Source organism: Candidatus Omnitrophota bacterium (genome assembly GCA_040755155.1).
GTDB lineage: Bacteria > Hinthialibacterota > Hinthialibacteria > Hinthialibacterales > Hinthialibacteraceae > JBFMBP01.
This window is the reverse complement of sequence record JBFMBP010000034.1, coordinates 11178-16157: the sequence shown is the minus strand read 5'-3', so window position 1 is coordinate 16157 and position 4980 is coordinate 11178. Positions and strand designations below refer to the sequence as shown.

At 48.2% G+C, this 4980-nt stretch carries 3 protein-coding genes; 1 reads left to right on the top strand and 2 read right to left on the bottom strand.

The window, feature by feature from the left end; translation table 11 throughout:
- Positions 1-288: 288 nt before the first annotated feature.
- Both AB1656_04145 and AB1656_04140 read right to left on the bottom strand, forming a co-directional pair.
- Positions 289-2232, bottom strand: coding sequence for a CotH kinase family protein (locus AB1656_04145; protein ID MEW6234554.1), 1944 nt, complete (start codon positions 2230-2232; stop codon positions 289-291).
- A gap of 119 nt (positions 2233-2351) precedes the next feature.
- Positions 2352-2834: a DoxX family protein gene (locus AB1656_04140; protein ID MEW6234553.1), complete on the bottom strand. Its 483-nt coding sequence runs from the start codon at positions 2832-2834 to the stop codon at positions 2352-2354.
- 278 nt (positions 2835-3112) lie between these two features.
- Between AB1656_04140 and AB1656_04135 the strand changes: the two genes are divergently transcribed.
- Positions 3113-4980 (top strand): 6-hydroxymethylpterin diphosphokinase MptE-like protein (locus AB1656_04135; GenBank protein ID MEW6234552.1); only part of this gene is annotated, 1868 nt, incomplete at its 3' end.

Genomic DNA, 4980 nt, shown 5'->3' with positions numbered 1-4980 from the left:
CATATTTAATTAGACAAAAATCGGGGTTGGTGTAAATAACCTAGTAAAAATATCCATCAAGATACGAACAAACTCCCCCAACAGTCCAATTAATTAGGGCTTATAAATCCTTGAAGATTGGGAGAGGTTAGGTGAGGGTTGATAGGATTTGACTTTTATTTCCCTCACCCTAGCCCTCTCCCAAAGGGCGAGGGAATATATAAGCAACAAACCTTACGCAGGCTGGTATTATTCACCATTGCAACGTTCAAAATCAAATGTCTTTGAATACTAGCCGCTCATGGTTTATTATGGTTGGATGGCTTTCAATAACTCTTTCGCCTGTTGATGGTTGGGATTGATTTCGATGACTTTTTGCAGATGCTCCGCCGCTTTGTCCTTCTCGTTTTTTCGCTGATAAACCAAAGCCATAAAGAAATTCGCTTGTTCATTCTTCGGATCCTTGGAAAGAACGAATTGAAAATCGGAAGCGGCTCCTTCCAAACTGCCGCCGAAGGGTTCGGGAGTAAAAAACCGAACCGCTCCCCGGCCAAAATGGCCGCCTAGGCTATTGGGATCAAGTTCAACGGCCTTTTCAAATACCGCGCCCAATTCGATGCCATAGGTCATTTGCTCTATAGGATCCACAAGTTCTGTGAGTTTACCCAGAATTTCCCCCTTTTGGACATAGAGTTCCGAATTGTTGGGATTGTTTTGAATCTGTAGATTCTTCTCCTTCAATTCGGCTTTTAACTTTTGGATTTTTTGGCGCTTCTCTTCCGTCATCGGCGCGGGCGTAGGCATCGGAATCATGACATCTCCCCCTGGCGCCATAGGCGGCGGAGCAATATTTCCCTCGCGTTCCGAGGATGGCGGCTCGCCGGGGACGCCGAGCATAAACGAATCGATAACGTCTCCCTTTTTCTCGCCGGACAATTGCGCCAAAACCGATTCGCAGCGTTGGGTAACAAACGGCTTGAGTCCGATGATCTCTTGACTAAACAAAAAGAAATGCGGTTTAACGTTTTCATCAAGAGTCTTTTGAAAATCTTCATAAGAATAAACCGGATTCGCATCGGCTTTGACGGAGGCGTCGATAAAAGAATGCAGCCGTTCGATTTCCTTATGCATAAAGGCGGGATTGAAAAAATCGCGGACGAAAGTTTTAAGATAAAATAAATACAATTCTTTATATTTTTCGATATTCAAGATGCGCTGGATCAGAATTTTATCCCCCATATACGGCTTGTTAATGTCGAAATTGAGCATCTTGTCCGGCGTCGCTACTTGCAGATTGCCGAACGATTCGTTGACGTCCCATGGGATAAATTCGAAGCGCTTGGAATCGGCGTTGTAATACAAGTACCAATTATGTCCCAGTCCGGCGTAGCTATCCAAATCGGTCAATAAAGTATTGATCGCCAGCCACGCCAGAAACTTGTCGACATTCAGTTTGGAGTCGATTTTCTTGGCGAACTCCTCATCGGACGATTGAGTGAGGAATTTTAAAAATTGGATGAGATGTTTCGTATCGGCTGGATCGTTGGAATTCAATTCATGATCGGCGGCGTATTTTTCCCATTCCTCTCCCCGATACTCCAAATCTTTCATGATTTCGAATTTCACTAGCAAGCCGTTGGAGTTGCCGAATCGATCTTCCAAAAAAGGACGATTGACCTGTTCGATGACGACGAAGAAACCAAGATGTTCTTTCGGTTTCGAGCCGACAGCCAGATAGACGTTGGCGAAGGAGGCGTGCGGCGCCGGAACCCCCGCTTTCCGGTACAAGTCGTAAGCTAGTTTATCCCGCAGCAGCGAGGGATCGCGAAAGCCGTTGATGAAATTCAGTTTTGTAAATCCATGGAAAACTTGATCGTCGTCAAAACGATCGAAATCCAGTTTCAAAGGTTTTTTGCCGTCGGGCGGGATTATTACAATGGAAGCGTTGCCGCGATAACGGACTCCAACCTCTTGATAAACGGCGCCGTCGCAAATCACTGTCGCCGGGACGTATTCGAATTCCTGGGCGAACATGCTGCGGGAACTCATATTCCCCATCTCCGGCGCTTTGCGTTTAGGCTGCATTTTTTGAAAAGACTCTTCCGTCATTTCGATCGTAAAGGATAAAATCCTTTCGTTTTCGTAGACATAGGTATAATCGGCGGACGATTTCGCGCAGACTCCCCCGGGAAAAAACGGAAGAAAAGCGAAAACGGCGGTAAAGGCATAAAACGGCAAGCGGATTCGATTCATGGAATTCGTACGCTCCTTGCTTAATAAAACAATAAATAAATGACCGGCGGCTTTTTCCGAACTTTTAAGATGCCGCGTCTTGTCATTGTAACGCCTTACCGAGAAAGACGTTTCACCCATCAATCTTCAGGCGGCAGCAATTTAATCTTGTTGGGATCTTTGATAAACGTCCATCGTTCGTGGGGAAACAACGCTTTATCCATGGAGCCGGAACCGCCGCCGCCGAATATGAGACACAAGCATCCCGCCAGCAGCATCAAATGATACTCGTAACCGTTATTTTTAATAAAAAAACCATTGTCGAGATGAATGAGATACAAAGAGCCTAACACGAAGAGGGAGAGGACGATCGATGCTTCGCGCGTAAGCAAGCCGATAAAAAGCGCCGCGGAGCCGAGCAATTCCCCTCCCGAAACCACCCAAACCATCATCTCAGGGAAATAGACCGCTTGAGCAAACTTTTCCGTCGTCGCCGCCAAACCGTCGCCGCCGAACATCCCCAATAGCTTCTGCGCTCCATGCGCGAAAAAGATGATGGATAAGACGATGCGCAAGAAGCAAAGACCCGTATTGGCCCGGTTCCCTATCATTCTTTCCAGCATTAGGCGTTCCTCTCTTCTTGAATGCCGTTCGCACTCGGATAGGTCAACTCGTCCAACCTATTTTACAGATTCTTCCGTTTTTTTCCATCAGCATTCCAATTTCTTTACGTTTTTTTCCAAATAATCTATAGCGTATTCGCCATTTTGTGATAGGATGATTTTTTATTCCCGCAAAAATTAGGTTCCATTCGCATCAAGAATATTAAGAAAAGGAAACGAACCATAAAGAAACAAGGATTGGCTCTGGATGGTTCGGCTCGTTTCCCCATCGATAAAGAATGAATTTGTTAGAGCCGCATAAAACAGTTTTCGACAATAACGTAAATCTCATTCAACGGTTCGATCCGGAATTGGCTCAACGTCTGCAACAATGCGAACCCTCCTCCCAATATGTCTTGATGGAAACGCCCTCTTGCCATCCTACGCTAATATTTACCGGCGGGAAGCGTCCACTCTATTTGCATAGCGGCAAAGATCCAAAAACCGAAGGCCAGCGCGAAATTCAAAGCCTCGCCGCCAACGAATCGTCCGTTTACGTAATACTAGGATTGGGATTGGGGTATTCCCTGGAATCTCTTCTTGAAACCGAAACCGCCGATATTGCCGGCCTATTGCTCGTAGAAAGAGACATCGACATATTCTATTACTTTCTTCATCGGCGGGATTGGAGCGCGCTTTTGAGCCACCCCGCCGTGCGCATCGTCATCGCCGACAAGCCGGAAAAAATAATCCCCGCCGCCAAATCCTTGCTGCCCCAAATCATGGGAAGCGGCTTGCGATTCATCGACCATCGTCCTTCCACCCAGTTGTTCAACGAGTTTTATACGGAAGGAGTGGATTGCCTGCGCCATTTTTTGCAACGGGCTATCGCCGAATCCGAATTTCTGGTTTTGCATGGCGCCTTGATTCAAAGGAATGCGCTGCTCAACTTGCCTGCGATATGCGCCAGTCACGGATTGGGGCCTTTGCGGGATTTTTACAAAAACCAACCGGCGATTCTCGTCGCGGCGGGGCCTTCCTTGGGGAAAAATATCGGCATCTTGTCGCAATACCGTTCCAAGGCCTTGGTCTTCTGCGTCGATACCGCTTATCCCGTAGCGCGCCAACACGGCGTTTATCCCGATTTCATCGCCGCCACGGATCCGACGGAACTGAATACGCGGCATTTCGAAGGAATCCAGCCGGACAAGAACGAAATTCTTCTTTTCGAATCGGACGTCCATCCCGCCATTCCGGCGCGCTGGCCGGGGCCGAAAATCTTCATCAATTCGGAAAAAGCGGCCATCAACCGCTGGATTGAGAGAGTAGCCGGGCCGTTCGGCACATTCGATCAGGGTCTTTCCGTCGCCCATACGCTCTTTAACGCCGCCGTCTGGATGGGTTGCGATCCGATCGTCTTCATCGGCTTCGACCTGGCTTACGATATGGAAGGGGGGATGACTCATGCAGCGGGAACGGCGCTGAATCGAAAAATCGTCCGCTTTAAGGAAGGAGACTCCACAATCGTCATTAAAGGCGCTCCCTTTCATCCCGACGATACGCAAGAAGAGATCGTATGGGTGCTCGGCGTCCGGGGCAAATTAACGCCCACATCCAAACCGATGGCGGTTTTTCTGCAAAAACTCTCCGAAAATATCCGCCAATGCCAACGGCGGGTTTTCGACGCCACGGAAGGCGGCGCCTTGATCGAAGGCAGCATTCCCACCCGGTTAATCAATGTCCTTTCCTCTCTCGAAGAAGGAATATCCCAGCCGGATATGGTGAGTTTTTTAAAGGAGCATCAAGATCCCCAAGAGAGAAGCCGTTTGACGGCCTTCGACGAAATGATCGAGAATTTACGGCTCATCGCCGAAGAAGCGAAATGCGGTTTGGAACTGACCAACGCCTTATTGAAAAACGAATCCCGCATCGAATCGCCGACGCTCCGCGATGAGCCGGAATGGAAGCGAATCGATCGACATTTCTGGAATATCTACCGCAAGCACGAATTGCAGATCGCCCTCGAACAAGCGTTGTTTCCCGCTATGTTTATGTTTATCCGCCGCACGAAGAACGAATCCAATCTGGTCCGCTTGAATAAATACGCGCAAGTCTTCGACGCCGTAGTACGGCTTGTCGACGAATTCATCCCCTGCATCGAGGAATC

What these genes read in the sequence shown, in the direction of transcription:
- AB1656_04145 (MEW6234554.1), bottom strand. Translation starts at nt 2,232, where the DNA reads ATGAATCGAATCCGCTTGCCGTTTTATGCCTTTACCGCCGTTTTCGCT.
- AB1656_04140 (MEW6234553.1), bottom strand. Translation starts at nt 2,834, where the DNA reads ATGCTGGAAAGAATGATAGGGAACCGGGCCAATACGGGTCTTTGCTTC.